The following is a 14400-nucleotide window of genomic DNA, read 5'->3' on the forward strand; positions in this document are numbered from 1 at the left end:
ACTATTCCTTTTTTATTGAGGAATGCTTGATTTCGGCCTTTCATCGAGGTGTAACCGATTCTGTTTTTTATCGATGCTCCCGACCGATTACAGAAAGCAGATTCAAAGATAAATACTTCACACTTAGGTAAAATCCCTTATAAATTGTCTTGACCATCGGTAATATTTAAGTAATATAGAACAATATCAATTTGTCTGATTTTCAGCAGAAGTCAACTGAATTCAATGACATGATTAATAATTAACCTCGTTTGCAAAGATTAGGGTTTTTCCTTAATACAGTGAAGAAAAATAACTTCTGATGTTTTCCTGTTCTTTTGACAAGTATGTCGATTCACAATCGAATCAGGCATCAATAATTTTTTCGAGCGAAAAAATGCGACCTTCAGCGGAAAAAGCTGATGTTATGAGCGTTCGACTCTTGCCCTGATATCCAGATGTATGCCTTTTGAAAAATCTTTCTTTTACCATTTAACAGTCACTTCTCTTGAGAAGTTCATATTTTCGCATCATCGATGCAATACCTGTTGAGTATAAAAATGTTTGAATCATTCATTATCGCGAGTTGACTGTGTATTTCTCGAGATTCATGACGTGTTTCAGAGTTCAGCCTAATTAAGCAAGTTGAAATGATGATGAAAAATCCCCAAACATACCGACTGCCCTTACTTTCTGAGAGCTGCTCAGTGCGCTCATCGCAGCAGCCGGCTCTGAATTCGGTACAGGATGAGATTCATCCCCTTCTGAAGAAAGCCTTTTCAGAAAATATCCGCAGCAGGGAACATGGACGGAAGCTGAGGAAAAATCTTCCTTCTGATGAAAATTTATTAAATCGTTATAAAGTATTTTTTGATTCCGCCCCCGTGGGATGCATCATCATCAACGAAAAGGGCTATATCAGGCATATCAACGGAACCGGCGCTGCCATGTTGAACAGCAGCGATATAAACCAGCTTCAGGGAAAATCTTTTTTCCGCTTTATTTCCAGGGAAGATCGCCTCATGTTTCTTGCGCATCTGAAGAGCTGCTCCGAAAGCGGAACGAATGAAAACATAGAAGTTCACCTTCGAACCTGGAATCGTCAGCCGCACATTCCCGTGCAGATTCATACCGTTTTCCATGACGCTGATCCTGGGAGCAAACCTTTTTTTCTCTCCGTCATAACCAACATCAGCGAACACAAGCAGATGGAAGAGGCCTTGAGACGCAGTGAGGCCTGTTATCGCCATATCGTGGAAGATCATACGGAAATGATCTGCAGCTGTTTACGGAACTGGAAAATCACCTTTGTCAACGAAGCCATGTGCAATGTTTTCGGGACACCCCGTGACGAATTTATCGGGATGCCACTTGTCAAGTTCATCGACAAACAGGATCGGAAAAAAGTAAAGGAACTGCTGGCTTCACTGAATTCTTCCAACCCCATAAAAACCGTGGAACACCGCGTGGTGATGCCCGATGGGCAAAGCCGCTGGCATCGCTGGATTCACAGGGTCATCTATAACCGCAAAGGGCTGTTTGTGGAATATCAATCTGCGGGCCGTGACATAACCGAGCAGAAAGAAACTCAGGAAGCGTTGCTGAAAGCTCACAGCGAACTGGAACAGAAGGTCGGTGAGCGCACAGCTGAACTGGCAAGGATTAATGAAACTCTCAGGGAAGAAATCGCGGAACACAAGGAAACACAGAGAAAATTTCTCGCCAGTCATGAACAGCTCCGGGCACTGACATCTGACTTGATTACAACCGAAGAGAGAGAACGAAGACTCATTGCCACAGAGCTTCACGACCATATCGGTCAGACATTGGCCGTTACCCGGATCAAGCTCGAGATGCTGCATGCGTTAGCGTCATACAGCGGTTTTGCCGAAGCGCTGGAGGAAATTCAAGGTTTTGTCAAGCAGGCCATCCAGGAAACCCGTTCCCTTATGACAAAATTAAGCCCTCCGGTATTTTACGAACTCGGTTTGACGGCCGCTTTGGAATGGCTGGTCCAGCACTTCGACGAACAGCATAACCTGAAGATTGTTTATAAAGGAATGAGCAATCATTTATCGCTGAAACAGGATATTCAAATTCTTCTTCTGCAGGCGACGCGGGAGCTCCTGATGAACGTCGTAAAGCATGCCGGTGTGGAAAAAGCGGAAGTTATCCTAAAAGCCAACAGGAAGCAGATTCAGATCGATGTCATCGATCATGGTTCAGGATTTGACGTATCACAAATCGGAACACCCGTAGACTGGAGAGGAGGTTTCGGTATCTTCAGCATTCATGAACGATTGAAGAATCTCGGGGGTGAACTCCAGATTCGCTCAAAACGCGGAAAGGGGACACATTTTACCCTTATCGCTCCCCATAACACCAGAGACGGCAATTAAAAGGAGAGAGAAAAATGGCTATTACCGTCATACTCGCCGACGATCATAAAATCATTCGTGATGGGCTGCGAACACTAATTGAATCACAACAAGGCATGCAGGTCATCGCTGAAGCGGAAAATGGCAGGGAAACCATCAAACTGGCAAAAGAACTTCAACCCAACGTAGTGATCATGGATATCTCCATGCCCGATTTGAACGGTATCGACGCAACCCGGGAAATTGTCAACAGCATTCCGGGGGTAAAGGTTATCGCGCTTTCCATGCATTCCGACCGGCGGTTCGTATCGGGAATGCTTTCCGCCGGGGCTTCCGGGTATCTCTTGAAAGACTGCGCTTTTGAAGAACTCGCCAAGGCCATTCGAACCGTCGTGACTAATCATACCTATCTGAGTCCCATGATCTCCGATATCGTCGTGAAAAGCTATATCAACAAATCCCCGGAGACAACGACGGAAAACGCTCCCTCTCTGACCGCCCGGGAGCGGGAAATGCTGCAGCTTATGGCTGAAGGAATGACAGCCAAGGAAATTGCGGCTCATCTTTTTGTCAGCGTCAAGACGGTAGAGACACACCGACGGAATATCGCCCAAAAATTGAATATCAACCGGGCGGCCGAGTTGATCAAATATGCGATCAGGGAAGGTCTGGTTACACTGTAAAAGACACAACCCGGCGCGTCCCGCATGCATTTTTTCAACAGCTGTCATAAACACCAGAAGGGCAGTTATTCCGAGCCATTCGCATTCTCATGTTTTTCAACTACTTGCATTCAACAGGACAACAGGGCTGCATGGAGGTTTCGACGCAGCCGCATTGATCTCAGGTCGAGGAATCTGCGTAAAATCCGTCGCAGCAAGCCGAGGAAAGGCATTCCGTTATCTATTGTTATCAAATCTTATCCAGTTTTCCGCATTTGAATTGATCAGGCCATGACGAGTATGGATGCCCGGTCTTCTTCATCGATCCAACCGATTATCGAGGCGAAACACCTGCGGAAGAGCTTCGGCTCCTTCACTGCAGTTGACGACATTTCCTTTACGGTTCCGCCCGGTGAATGTTTCGGCATTCTGGGTCCGAATGGGGCCGGTAAAACAACAGCTATCCGGATGCTTTACGGCTTCTCGCCCATGACCGGGGGTACGCTTCGGATCTTCGGGCTGGATGTGCCAAAGGATATCCGTTCGATAAAGGCCCGCATCGGCGTCTGCCAGCAGGAAAATAATCTGGACCCCGATTTGACGGTCTTCCAAAATATGGAAATCTTTGCCGGCTACTTCAACCTGCCCCGGATGCTCAGCCGTGAAAGAGCCGAGTCGCTTCTGTCTTTTATCGCCCTGAGCAATCGGCGCAACGACAAGGTCATTGAACTCTCGGGAGGAATGATGCGGCGCCTGGTTCTTGCCCGGGCATTGATCAACAGCCCTGATCTTCTGATCCTCGATGAACCCACAACCGGACTGGATCCGCAATCCCGTCACCAGGTCTGGCAGCGCCTGGAGGAACTGAAAAAGAGCGGTTTGACCATACTTCTCACCACTCATTACATGGATGAAGCCTCCTGGTTATGTGATAGGTTGATCATCATGGACCATGGCCGTATTCTTGTCGAGGGCCCTCCCGCCGAACTGATCCGGACGCATGTGGGACATGATGTGATTGAAGTGGCCGAACCGGCGCCCGCACTCCTGGATTTCGTCGCCGGGATGAATCTGGAATATGAAAACCTTGGACACCGGCTCATCATTTACGGAAACAACCGCGACGTGCTCTATCACGAAATCAGCGCACATTGCAGTCATGAAGGCTGCATATTGCGCATGGCTACACTGGAGGATGTTTTTCTGAAACTGACGGGGAGGGAACTGAGAGAATGAAACCCTTCACCACAGAAGTCATAACCTCCCGCTTATGGAAAGTCTGGTACAGGAATCTGGTGGTTTACCGTCAGAACTGGAAAGTGAATTTTATTCCTCCGTTACTGGAACCGCTTTTTTATCTCCTCGCCTTCGGAATCGGCCTCAGCAGTCTGGTCGGCAGCATTTCTTACGGCAATCAGCAGATTACATACGTCCAGTTCATCGCTCCCGCACTTCTTGCCATTAATATCATGAATAACGCCTTCTTTGAAAATACTTACAGCTCCTACGTCAGAATGTATTACCAGAAAACGTTTGACGCCATGATGGCGACCCCTTTGACCCTCGAAGAAATCATCACGGGTGAGATCTTCTGGGGAGCCACAAGATCGGTGATGGCGACCGCCATCATGCTGTTTGTCGTCAGCTTTTTCGGCGTTCTCCACTACCCCCACGCCCTGTTGATTATCCCTCTCGGTTTTCTCGGCGGCATCGCCTTCGGCTCGCTGGGTATGTTATTCACAAGCAAGGTAAAAAACATCGACCTCTTCAACATACCGATTTTTTTAATTATCACCCCGATGTATCTCTTCAGCGGCACGTTTTTCCCATTGGAAAATCTCCCCCTCTGGGCTCGTTATCTGGCTCAGACTCTGCCCCTTACCCATCTTGTCAACCTGGTCCGTTCCCTGGGGCTGGGTCATTATGATGCCTCTCTTCTCTGGGGGCTCTTGTATCTGATCATTTTCTGCCTGATTCTTTTCCCGGTTTCCGTTGTTTCCATGCATAAGCGGCTCATCAAATAATTTACTTCTCGTCTTTTATCAAAGAATGATTTCGATTGAGGCCGTGTTGATTATCTTCCATTTCCCAGATTCGAGAGGATATCCGGCCTTCACGGCAGGAGGGCTATGCCCGCGGGCAAAACATACCCAGCACAACCGGAGAGGAACCGATAACGAAGCCGCCACGGCACACACACTGATTCTGATGATGAAGCTGGAAAAAAAGAGAAGCGACGCTCCTTATAGAGCAGGACAATCCCGCGGAAAAGAGCTACCGTCCGTAGGCCAGTTCGAAGGCGTCTTTAATCAATTCAATACGACACCCCTCCGGCTTCAGACTGACGGCAACAACATCGAAGCGGGCATTGTATGAATCAAGTCGTTTTGTCTGAAGGTAGAAAAGGGAGATTTTGGATATCCGCATCTGTTTGTCAGGACCAACGGCAAGCTGCGGCAACCCGTACTTATCGGATCGCCTGCTTTTCACTTCCACAAAAACAATCGTATCCCCATCCCTGGCTATGATATCGATTTCCCCGAAACGGCATCGATAATTCTGCTCAAGGATGCGGTAACCGGCTTCCTCCAGATAAGCCGCAGCCATCTGTTCGCCCAGTTTTCCGGTTCGAAGGTTTTGCGTCATCCTAAAAATCAAAGAGGTTAACAGTCTGCAGGGATTGAGGTTTCGTACTTTTTACCTTAAATGATCTTCGGTGGATTTTACAGAACCCGAAATTCTGGATGGCTTCACGGTGTTCTCTCGTGCCGTACCCTTTATTTTTAAGAAAATTGTACTGGGGAAACTGACGGTGATAAATTTCCATGATTCGATCCCGCGAAACTTTGGCGATGATCGAGGCAGAGGCAATGGAGACACTCAATGTGTCTCCTTTAACAATGGTCTTCTGCGAAATGTTCAGGAAAATGCGGTGCAGTCCATCCACGAGAAGAAAATCCGGCCTTATTGAAAGGTCATCTACCGCTTCAGCCATCGCCCTCAGAGTGGCCCGCAGAATATTGACCTGGTCTATGACAGGCGATTCCACAACACCGACACCGATGGCAAGGGCATCTCTCTTAATCACCTCATACAGTTTTTCTCTCTTCCCGGCTGAAAGCTTTTTGGAATCGGTGATTTCCGGGTGCGAATACCCATGAGGAAGGATTACCGCCGCAGCTACAACCGGTCCCGCCAGCGGCCCTCTCCCGGCTTCATCAACACCGGCAATTACCCGATAGCCGTCCTCATATGCTTCCCGCTCAAAATGGTCCATCCCGATCACAGACAGAAAAGGAGAAGTTGACCAACAGTTCGATGTGGATTTCTTCAGGTCATGCTTTACCGATATTCACATCCGTACATCCGAATCAGAAAATCCATATCTCTATCGTTTGCCGGAAGATCAGACCTTTCTGAGTTCCTTAATTCGCGCCTTCTTGCCCTGCAGACCTCTCAGATAATAAAGACGGGCTCTCCGCACGCGCCCCCGGGTCACCACATCGATTCGATCAATGGACGGTGAATGGATCGGAAAAGTCTTCTCAACACCAATTCCATAGGAGATCTTTCTTACCGTAAAACTTGCCTGCGAGAGACCTCCTTTTTTGCGAATGACAATCCCTTCAAAAGCCTGGATTCTCTGCTTCTGACCTTCAATGATGCGGATATGAACGCGTACCGTGTCCCCCGGCCTGAAATCGGGGATATCCCCGCGCATCTGTTCTCGCTCCAGCATGGTTATCACATTCATAGGACAAATCCTCCTTGATATTTATGCATTGTTGAATATTTCACTAAAAATGAGTTTTTATTCCAAACTCTCATCCATCCTCCCCCATACCCGGTCCAGAATGACTGATACTGCCGAGCGGACGGAAAGATGATTATAATCCGAAGGTCCTTTGATGGCCGAAAGTCGATAATCGGCACGATCAAGGATTTCCGCTGCCAGCCCTGATCCGGTACCGAAGACAATGATGCAGGCCACTTCATTCTGCTCGATCATCGATTTCAGAGACTTGCAGGTGATGACGTTATCCGATAAACCGGCGCCAGTAACCACCAGACGAACTTCCTTACCGGACAGGTCGGCAACATTCTCCAGAACGTCATCCAGACTCGTTTTAACGCAGACCCTTTGAAAGGCTTCCCGCCGCGACGGGTTGAATACAGCGCCGTATCCGTTTTTCCAGTGCGCGATGATCTTCTCCACCAGCGAGACCTGCGCTTCCAGCGGGGTCACAATATAATAGCGCTGAACGCCATAAGTCCTGGCAGCCCGCGCTATATCATGAACATCCATATTCGCGACGGCTGTTGTTACCACACAGCCATTCTTATCGTAAACCGGATAATGCAGGAGAACGAGATAATACGGAGGCGGATCCCCTACCCTTGTTTCTTCGCTCAACAGTTGTTCACTTCCGAATCGACTTGTATCACTTCACAGAGTAATTTTCTATCTTCCTCCGAAAGAACCATTTTTTCGATCAGATCCGGCCTGCGCAACCAGGTCCGTTTCAGCGCCTCCTTCCGGCGCCAGGAATCGATTGTTTTGTGATTGCCGGACAAAAGAACTTCCGGAACTTTCCACCCTCGATATTCACTTGGCCTTGTATATTGGGGATATTCGAGAAGCCCTGATGAAAATGAATCAAAGGCAGCGGAATCCACGTTTCCCAAAACCCCGGGCACAAGGCGAGAAACTGAGTCAACCAGCACCATGGCAGACAGTTCCCCGCCGGTCAGGACATAATCACCAATTGAAATTTCCCGATTAGCCAGCCGCACCCGAATTCGCTCATCGACACCCTCATAGTGTCCACAGATGAGAACGATTCGGGAATGCTTTGACAGCTCTTCCGCAACCTCCTGATTGAATACCTGCCCCTGAGGAGTCAAAAGAACAACCGGGATATGGTCTCGGTCAGCTTCTATGCACCGGAGAGCCTTATCGACCGGCTCAACTTTCATTAACATTCCGCCACCGCCTCCATAGGGAGCATCATCAGTCATCCGATGACGATCCTCCGTATAATCGCGGATATTGTGCAGGCGGATTTCAATCAGCCCCTTATCCTGAGCCTTCTTGAGAAGACTGCAGCTGAAGGGAGAATCAAACATCTCGGGAAAGGTGGAAAGAATATCGAATCGGAGCATGATACCACTTTCCTAAAGTCCTGGAAGTAAACGGACAACCATTTCCTTCTTGTCGAGATCAATTTTCAGAATCACATCCGAAATTGCCGGCAGGAGAATTTCCCGTGATCCGCCGGCACAAACATAAACGTCATTGCTTCCTGTCGGAAAAATGCTCTCGATACGTCCCAGAAAGCGTCCTTCTTCCGTAACGACCTGAAGTCCCATCAAATCGCGCCAGTAATATTCATCTCCTGAAAGTGCCGCCCGATCATCTTCAGGAATCAGGACCGTGCTTCCGACAAGAGAATCCGCACTCTCTACAGTATCAATCGTTTCGAGTTCCAGGAAGAAATAAGTTTTATGGAGAACAATTTTCCTGACTTTATATCCTCTGGGTTCCTCTTTTCCTTTAACGATCATAGCCTCATGCACGGAAGAAAGGTCTTCACCATTCTCAACATAAGACTTCGCTTTCATCCGCCCTTTCAGGCCATGAGATTTGACAATTTCCCCAATTTCAAAGAACTTCATTAATCTGATTACTCAATTATTTCAAGAACAGCCCTCTTCCGAAGTTTGGTCGAAGCCGCACTCAAAATTGTTCTCATTGCTTTTGCAGTTCTGCCCTGTTTGCCGATCACCTTGCCCAAGTCTTCTTTTGCCACCCGAAGTTCAATCACAGATGTCTGCTCGCCAACAACCTCAGAAACTTCCACCGCATCGGTGTTATCCACCAATGCCTGAGCGATGTACTTGATCAAATCTTTCATTGTCGTAACCTCCACGGAAATATCCTCGAAAAAACCTTTTGCAGATATCGACTTTTTACGGCAATCCTCTTCCAGCTCACTGTGCCTGTTTAAAAGGCTACAGCCTTACAAAACCGCTGCAAATCCCTTTTCACCGTTGGGTCGCTGTTGTTCCATACTCAAAAACACATACCGGCAGAGGTTATCTGTTCACAGGCACTTTTTATGATTAAGCACCAACCTTGATCCCTTTTTTCTGTAGAAGCTGGGAAACCGTTAAAGTCGGCTTGGCCCCTTTGGACAGCCACTCCAACAGCCTGCTTTCTTTAACGTTGACTTCTGCGGGATCCTTCCCTGGATCATAATTGCCTACAATTTCCAGGAATCTGCCATCACGGGGAGATTCAGAATCAGATACAACAATTCTATAAAATGGTTTCTTCTTTGCCCCCATACGCGCTAATCTTATCTTGACTGCCATCCTGTTTGCTAAATACCTCCCAATGATATAATTTAATTTTAAAATTATCTGAGCCTAACTTTTAACACAGGTTTTTCTTTTTTAAAAGGGGAAATTGCCTCGACGTAACGCTTTGATGCCTCCCTTGGAGGTCATCCTCTTCATCATCTTTTTTACATCCGCGTAATTTTTCAGCAGCCGATTGACATCCTGCACAGTCGTTCCACTTCCCAAAGCGATCCGTTTTCTCCTCTGCCCGTCAATCAACTGATAATTGAGGCGTTCCTTTTTCGTCATGGAATCAATGATGGCAACGATCCTGACCAGTTCCTTCTCATCCGGCGTAGCCTGTTTCAAAGATTTCAGTTTGTTCAAACCGGGAATCATCCCGATGATGTCCTGGAGTGAACCCATTTTTTTGATCTGCAGCAACTGCGTCTTAAAATCCTCCAGGGTAAATTCATTCTTCCGTATTCTCTGCTCCAGCTCACGGGCCTGTTTCTCATCGACGACCGTCTGAGCTTTCTCGACAAGGCTGAGGATGTCGCCCATTCCCAGGATGCGGGAAGCCATGCGTTCCGGATGAAAAACTTCCAGAGCGTCGATTTTTTCCCCGATACCCACATACTTGATGGGTTTGCCCATGACCGCTTTTAGCGAAAGTGCCGCGCCGCCGCGGGCATCACCATCCATCTTAGTCATGATGACGCCGTCGATGCCCAGCAGTTCGTTGAACTTCGCGGCAACATTGACTGCGTCCTGACCGGTCATGGCATCGGCGACAAAGAGGATCTCGGAAGGATTAACGGCGTTTTTAATCTGCTTCAATTCCTCCATCATCTGGGTATCGATGGCCAGACGACCGGCGGTATCAAGGATCAGCACCTCATAGCCGTTCCTCTTTGCCTCTTCAACGGCTTGCACGCATATCTTTACGGGATCCTGACTGCTGTCCGCGTTAAAAGCCGGGGCGCCGATCTTCTGCGCCATCACCCTCAACTGTTCCATGGCTGCAGGACGGTATACGTCAGCGGAAACAAGTCCTGCCCGCTTACCGCCTTTTGCCAAGACCTTGGCCAGTTTTACGGCTGTCGTGGTTTTACCGCACCCCTGAAGACCCACAAGCATGATCGGAGCGGGGAACCGGCTCCCGAATCTCAACTGACTGCTCGTACCGCCCAGCAGTTCTACAAGTCGGTCATGCACGATCTTTACGATCTGCTGGCCAGGGGTGATGCTTTCCAGAACCTCCTGTCCTACGGCCCGGGAACGCACTTCCTCGATAAAGTCTTTCACGACTTTGAAGTTGACATCCGCCTCCAGCAGAGCCATGCGGATTTCCTTGAGGGCTTCCTTGATGTTCTCTTCATCCAGGCGTCCCCGACCTTTCAGTCTTTTGAAAACCCCTTCGAGTTTCTCCGCTAAATTCTCAAACATGGATAAATTTCCTGTATTTTAATTCAAACTGCCCCGGGTGCATTTGCCCGTTGGGATGCCTTGCTTTTTTCCCAGTACTATTTTTTTTCGCCGACAAGTTGTCTTTTTTTTCTTATCCGGGACAAACTTTGGATAAACAGCTCGCCTATTCTCCCTCCGGGCGAATAAACCCCTTGGAAGCCCCTATTTTCTTTTCGATATTTGCTACTGCTTCTTTTGCCTTCTCATGGCTGGACAAACCACCGATCGTCAATCGGTACCAACGTCCTTTCCCCGGCAAATCCATAGGCACAACCCGGGTATTGTATCCCATAGACTTCAACTTTCCAGCGACCTGATCGGCTTTTCTCCTGTCCTGATAGGATGCAACCTGAGCGATATATTTCTTCCCTTCCGGCTTTTGAATCTTTTCCTCTTTTTTGACTTCCTTCGGACTTGCGGCCTTATCTGATTTCTTTTCAGCAGCCAGGGTTTTTTCAACTTTCAGGCTGTTTTTCTTCGCCGCGATGACACCCTTTTCTACCCTTGGATCGGGCTTCTTTTCAGCAGTGATATGTTTTTCTTCTTTACGGACATTCTTTCTTTCAGCAATCGAAAGTCCGATCTCTCTTTCTTTCTCACGAGTCAGTTTTACAACCGGCTTTTTCTCGATTTCTTTTGGGGAAACAAGGGCAGAGCGCTGAGGATGAGCTTCCGATGCCGTTTTTCTCTCTGCAATCTTTTTCTCCTCTTTTTTCTCCAGCCCCGGCCTACTCACGGGGTAAAGGCCAGCCTCAGGAACTGCCGGAATGGGTGGGGCTGCCGGTGCTGCAGAAACTACCGGAGGAGAAGACTTTGCCAGAGGCATCCCCTCGCCCACCTGTGCTGCCGGTTCGTCAGCCAGTTGATCTGCGCCTGCGTTTCCGGTATTCGAATTCCTCAGGCTGCTGCTTTTCTTTGACAGGGTGTCGTAGTCGGAAATATCGTATTCGGAGTTTTCGTTAGTCGGCTGCTCTTTCCCGACATCCCTTACGGCTGCCACCGTTTTCTGCTGTTCAGGGGCTACCGGATTCTCCGCCGGAATCGACGGACCCAGCACATGCCGGGCAATCCCCCAGGAATACTTCTCCGGATTGGCATCGATATCCTTGCCGATCATTACACCAAACAGGAAAGAGAAAAAAATCAGGAGAGACATCCCGGCAATGAAAATGCCCAACCCCCACTTTCCCAACCGGACTTCAAAACGTTTGACGTTATCGGCAGCCATGTTTCACCCATACCACCTTAAAAATGATACCCTACATTTTTTCCGGGGCGGAAACGCCAAGGAGGGTCAACGCGTTTTTCAAAACCGTCTGAATGCATTTCACAAGGAAAAGTCTTGTCCGGGTCATGGCTTCATCGTCCGAAATCACCTTGTATTTGTTGTAGTAACTGTGGAACAGACCGGCAAGATCATTCAGATAAAAAGTGATGCGATGGGGCTCCAGCGTCCGGGCGCTTCCTTCGACTACCTCTGGAAAGCGGGTAAGGGTCTTGATCAGGGCGATTTCTTCGGGAATTCGCAAAAGCTGCGGTTCCACATTTTCAAAGGAGGGAAGCTCAATTCCCCGTTCCTTGGCCATCCGAAGAATACTGCAGATCCTTGCGTGAGCGTACTGGACATAATAAACGGGGTTTTCATTGGACTGCCTCTTGGCCACTTCCAGATCGAAGTCCAGATGACTGTCCGAACGCCGCATCAAAAAATTGTACCGCGCCGCATCCCGTCCCACTTCGTCGACCACTTCCTTCATTGTGACGAACTCGCCGGACCGCGTGGACATCGCCACGGGCTTGCCGTCCCGCAGAAGGTTGACCAGTTGCACGAGTACGACGCGCAGGGCATCTTTCGAGTGCCCCAGGGCCTGAATCCCGGCATGCATCCGGGGAATATAGCCATGATGGTCCGCACCCCAGATATCAATGACCGAGTCGAACCCCCTTTCATACTTGTTTTTGTGGTAGGCGATATCCGCGGCAAAATAGGTGGGTTCGCCGTTTTTACGAACGACGACCCGGTCCTTGTCATCCCCGAAATCCGTGGTCTTGAACCACAGGGTTTCATCATCGCGATAGATAAACCCTTTTTCTTCCAGATCGGCCAGCAGCCTGGCGACTCCATCATTGACATAAAGCTCGCGTTCGCTGAAATACTTGTCAAAGACGATACCGAAATCTTTCAGATCTTGCTTGATTTCTTCAAGGATGATCCCGGCGGCATAATCCGTAAAAAACCGGATGTTCGAATCTTCGTTGCTTGTCAGGTGGATGTCTCCATCCTTTTTCAGAATGTCTCCGGCGATCTCCCGGATGTAATCCCCCTGATAGCAGGTATCGGGAAATTCGACGGATCTTCCTAACAATTCCTGGTAGCGGTACCAGACTGATTTTCCCAGGTTGTTCATCTGGTTGCCCGCGTCGTTGATGTAATATTCACGGAAGATTTCATAACCGGACATCCCAAGAATATTGGCAATGACATCACCGACCACGGCCCCCCGGGCATGACCGATGTGCAGCGGCCCCGTGGGATTGGCGCTGACGAATTCAACCTGGACTTTCTTCCCCCGGCCTGTTTCTGCCGATCCGTAATGATTTCCCAGGCTTTCAATATCTTTCAACTGCTCGGCCCAGACGTTTTCCCGGACAAAAAAATTGATGAATCCGGGACCGGCAATCTCGGTTTTTTCCAGAATCTGCTCCCCATCCCGAAAATGACTGCTGATCATTTCGGCAATTTTACGGGGATTCATCCTTGCGTGGGAAGCCATGACCATGGCAAAGTTCGTAGCATAATCCCCATGAACCGTGTCCTTCGTCATTTCCATCTCCACAGGAGGGAAATTTCCCCCGGCCAGCAGACCTTCCGCGACACAGCCATCCACCGCGTTTTTTACCAGCATCGTCAATCGATGCTTTATTGAGCTGCCAATCATAATTTGCATGCGACCTTACTATTTATTCCCAAAAGGACTTTTCTTTCATTGAAGTTCTAAACATTAAAAAAAGTTGGCCATGAAGGCCAACTTCCCGGCATCCGGCATTTCCCGGATACCGCCAACAGGTTAAATATATGCCTGAGCGGATAATTTGCCCAGCTCCCGGCTACGCCTGCTCAGGAACTGCGATCCTTCTTTTCCGCCTCATCAATATCCTTATCCTTGATGGAAAGATCCCGGCTGTAATCCGGGCAACGGACATTCCCCATAGAATCTGTAACCACATTGAATCGTTTCTGACAATTGGCTCTCCATGCACAGATCGCACAGATTTTCCTTTCCGACATTTTAAGACCCTCCCGTTACGGCCTGAACCATTGTTACATACTCAGAATTAATGAAGAAAATCCATTTTTTCAACGGATGACAGAAAAATGAAGTGAGTCCGATTCAGACGAATAATCTGCGATGCAGGATCACAACGAAATAGTGCCGCAACCCGCTTCAAGGTTGCGGTTAAACTATCTTTATACTCCTTTGAAGTCAAGACATTTTATGGGTCTCTAATCGGGATGGACCGAATTCACCTGCTCTTTATGTCAATTGCACTCAAGAAGCACCAATTCC

At 48.5% G+C, this 14400-nt stretch carries 16 protein-coding genes; 4 read left to right on the forward strand and 12 right to left on the reverse strand.

Annotation, left to right across the window (positions count from 1 at the left end; translation table 11 throughout):
- Positions 1–686: 686 nt before the first annotated feature.
- From SYN_RS11035 to SYN_RS11050, 4 genes are all read left to right on the forward strand, one after another.
- Positions 687–2378, forward strand: coding sequence for a PAS domain-containing sensor histidine kinase (locus SYN_RS11035; RefSeq protein ID WP_158302970.1), 1692 nt, complete (start codon positions 687–689; stop codon positions 2376–2378).
- 14 nt (positions 2379–2392) lie between these two features.
- Positions 2393–3040 (forward strand): response regulator, encoded by a 648-nt coding sequence (locus SYN_RS11040; RefSeq protein ID WP_011418217.1) that lies wholly within the window; start codon positions 2393–2395, stop codon positions 3038–3040.
- A 270-nt stretch (positions 3041–3310) separates the two neighbouring features.
- On the forward strand, positions 3311–4255 hold the full coding sequence (locus SYN_RS11045; RefSeq protein WP_011418218.1) for an ABC transporter ATP-binding protein: 945 nt from the start codon (positions 3311–3313) through the stop codon (positions 4253–4255).
- A complete protein-coding gene (locus SYN_RS11050) occupies positions 4252–5043 on the forward strand; it encodes an ABC transporter permease (protein ID WP_011418219.1) in 792 nt (263 codons plus the stop codon). The genes SYN_RS11045 and SYN_RS11050 overlap by 4 nt, the downstream gene beginning before the upstream one ends.
- A 250-nt stretch (positions 5044–5293) precedes the next feature.
- Here the strand turns inward: SYN_RS11050 and SYN_RS11055 are convergent, their stop codons facing one another.
- The 12 genes from SYN_RS11055 to SYN_RS16355 form a co-directional block, all read right to left on the reverse strand.
- Positions 5294–5665: a YraN family protein gene (locus tag SYN_RS11055; RefSeq protein WP_041585031.1), complete on the reverse strand. Its 372-nt coding sequence runs from the start codon at positions 5663–5665 to the stop codon at positions 5294–5296.
- A gap of 1 nt (position 5666) precedes the next feature.
- Positions 5667–6296: a ribonuclease HII gene (locus SYN_RS11060; RefSeq protein WP_049750051.1), complete on the reverse strand. Its 630-nt coding sequence runs from the start codon at positions 6294–6296 to the stop codon at positions 5667–5669.
- Positions 6297–6425: 129 nt separating this feature from the next.
- Positions 6426–6773, reverse strand: coding sequence for a 50S ribosomal protein L19 (gene rplS, locus SYN_RS11065; protein WP_011418222.1), 348 nt, complete (start codon positions 6771–6773; stop codon positions 6426–6428).
- A gap of 57 nt (positions 6774–6830) precedes the next feature.
- Positions 6831–7433 carry an RNA methyltransferase gene (locus SYN_RS11070; RefSeq protein ID WP_011418223.1) on the reverse strand — a complete coding sequence of 201 codons (603 nt, stop codon included), beginning with the start codon at positions 7431–7433 and terminating at the stop codon, positions 6831–6833.
- Positions 7430–8182: a tRNA (guanosine(37)-N1)-methyltransferase TrmD gene (gene trmD, locus SYN_RS11075; RefSeq protein ID WP_011418224.1), complete on the reverse strand. Its 753-nt coding sequence runs from the start codon at positions 8180–8182 to the stop codon at positions 7430–7432. The genes SYN_RS11070 and trmD overlap by 4 nt, the downstream gene beginning before the upstream one ends.
- A 12-nt stretch (positions 8183–8194) precedes the next feature.
- Positions 8195–8695 carry a ribosome maturation factor RimM gene (rimM, locus tag SYN_RS11080; RefSeq protein WP_011418225.1) on the reverse strand — a complete coding sequence of 167 codons (501 nt, stop codon included), beginning with the start codon at positions 8693–8695 and terminating at the stop codon, positions 8195–8197.
- Positions 8696–8703: 8 nt separating this feature from the next.
- Positions 8704–8934 carry a KH domain-containing protein gene (locus SYN_RS11085; RefSeq protein WP_041585032.1) on the reverse strand — a complete coding sequence of 77 codons (231 nt, stop codon included), beginning with the start codon at positions 8932–8934 and terminating at the stop codon, positions 8704–8706.
- Between the two features lie 208 nt (positions 8935–9142).
- Positions 9143–9394 (reverse strand): 30S ribosomal protein S16, encoded by a 252-nt coding sequence (gene rpsP, locus SYN_RS11090; RefSeq protein ID WP_011418227.1) that lies wholly within the window; start codon positions 9392–9394, stop codon positions 9143–9145.
- Between the two features lie 81 nt (positions 9395–9475).
- The gene (gene ffh, locus SYN_RS11095) at positions 9476–10810 is read right to left on the reverse strand and encodes a signal recognition particle protein (protein WP_011418228.1); all 1335 of its coding nucleotides are present in this window, start codon (positions 10808–10810) and stop codon (positions 9476–9478) included.
- Positions 10811–10955: 145 nt separating this feature from the next.
- Positions 10956–12059 (reverse strand): SPOR domain-containing protein, encoded by a 1104-nt coding sequence (locus tag SYN_RS11100; protein WP_011418229.1) that lies wholly within the window; start codon positions 12057–12059, stop codon positions 10956–10958.
- Between the two features lie 31 nt (positions 12060–12090).
- A complete protein-coding gene (argS, locus tag SYN_RS11105; protein ID WP_011418230.1) occupies positions 12091–13779 on the reverse strand; it encodes an arginine--tRNA ligase in 1689 nt (562 codons plus the stop codon).
- Positions 13780–13949: 170 nt separating this feature from the next.
- The gene (locus SYN_RS16355) at positions 13950–14120 is read right to left on the reverse strand and encodes a hypothetical protein (protein ID WP_011418231.1); all 171 of its coding nucleotides are present in this window, start codon (positions 14118–14120) and stop codon (positions 13950–13952) included.
- Positions 14121–14400: the final 280 nt, after the last annotated feature.

Source organism: Syntrophus aciditrophicus SB (genome assembly GCF_000013405.1).
Lineage (GTDB): Bacteria > Desulfobacterota > Syntrophia > Syntrophales > Syntrophaceae > Syntrophus > Syntrophus aciditrophicus.

Bases quoted from the DNA above. Each gene is read 5' to 3' on its own strand.
- SYN_RS11040 (WP_011418217.1), top strand. From the start codon at position 2,393: ATGGCTATTACCGTCATACTCGCCGACGATCATAAAATCATTCGTGAT.
- SYN_RS11045 (WP_011418218.1), top strand. From the start codon at position 3,311: ATGACGAGTATGGATGCCCGGTCTTCTTCATCGATCCAACCGATTATC.
- SYN_RS11050 (WP_011418219.1), top strand. From the start codon at position 4,252: ATGAAACCCTTCACCACAGAAGTCATAACCTCCCGCTTATGGAAAGTC.
- SYN_RS11055 (WP_041585031.1), bottom strand. From the start codon at position 5,665: ATGACGCAAAACCTTCGAACCGGAAAACTGGGCGAACAGATGGCTGCG.
- SYN_RS11060 (WP_049750051.1), bottom strand. From the start codon at position 6,296: ATGGACCATTTTGAGCGGGAAGCATATGAGGACGGCTATCGGGTAATT.
- rplS (WP_011418222.1), bottom strand. From the start codon at position 6,773: ATGAATGTGATAACCATGCTGGAGCGAGAACAGATGCGCGGGGATATC.
- trmD (WP_011418224.1), bottom strand. From the start codon at position 8,182: ATGCTCCGATTCGATATTCTTTCCACCTTTCCCGAGATGTTTGATTCT.
- rimM (WP_011418225.1), bottom strand. From the start codon at position 8,695: ATGAAGTTCTTTGAAATTGGGGAAATTGTCAAATCTCATGGCCTGAAA.
- SYN_RS11085 (WP_041585032.1), bottom strand. From the start codon at position 8,934: ATGAAAGATTTGATCAAGTACATCGCTCAGGCATTGGTGGATAACACC.
- rpsP (WP_011418227.1), bottom strand. From the start codon at position 9,394: ATGGCAGTCAAGATAAGATTAGCGCGTATGGGGGCAAAGAAGAAACCA.
- ffh (WP_011418228.1), bottom strand. From the start codon at position 10,810: ATGTTTGAGAATTTAGCGGAGAAACTCGAAGGGGTTTTCAAAAGACTG.
- SYN_RS11100 (WP_011418229.1), bottom strand. From the start codon at position 12,059: ATGGCTGCCGATAACGTCAAACGTTTTGAAGTCCGGTTGGGAAAGTGG.
- argS (WP_011418230.1), bottom strand. From the start codon at position 13,779: ATGCAAATTATGATTGGCAGCTCAATAAAGCATCGATTGACGATGCTG.
- SYN_RS16355 (WP_011418231.1), bottom strand. From the start codon at position 14,120: ATGTCGGAAAGGAAAATCTGTGCGATCTGTGCATGGAGAGCCAATTGT.